We start from the raw sequence: 381 nt of genomic DNA on the forward strand, positions 1-381 counted from the left end.
TAATAAGTTCCAACGTTTGCCAGGCCTGGTTAATGGTTGCAGATTGCTGTACGGCGGCGAGTTGTTCCGCCTGGCTTCCGCTGGCGAATTTATCAGGATGATACTGACGTTGTAGATCCTGAAAACGCAGGCTCAGCGCCTGGGTATCGAGTTGATAGCGGGCAGGCAAGCCAAAGAGGGTGAAGTAATCCATAACATTCTCAGGGCTGCGATCCGCCGCGATAACGGCGAATCAGGTAAACAAACCCCACGCGCAGGCGACCACGGTGGGGTTATCGGTATGCGCATCAAACGTGGAAGCTTTCGCCGCAACCACACTCATCTTTGACGTTCGGGTTGGTGAATTTAAACCCTTCGTTCAGGCCTTCTTTTACGAAGTCC

Annotated in this window: 1 protein-coding gene and 1 pseudogene; both read right to left on the reverse strand. The window is 52.8% G+C overall.

Annotation, left to right across the window (positions count from 1 at the left end; translation table 11 throughout):
• The coding region (hscB, locus tag C3007_RS09895) for a Fe-S protein assembly co-chaperone HscB (RefSeq protein ID WP_103854278.1) at positions 1-193 on the reverse strand (193 nt) is incomplete at its 3' end.
• 94 nt (positions 194-287) lie between these two features.
• A pseudogene (iscA, locus tag C3007_RS09900) lies at positions 288-381 on the reverse strand (iron-sulfur cluster assembly protein IscA); the annotation flags it as partial.

The sequence above is a fragment of the Avibacterium gallinarum genome, assembly GCF_002921135.1.
Taxonomy (GTDB): domain Bacteria; phylum Pseudomonadota; class Gammaproteobacteria; order Enterobacterales; family Pasteurellaceae; genus Avibacterium; species Avibacterium gallinarum.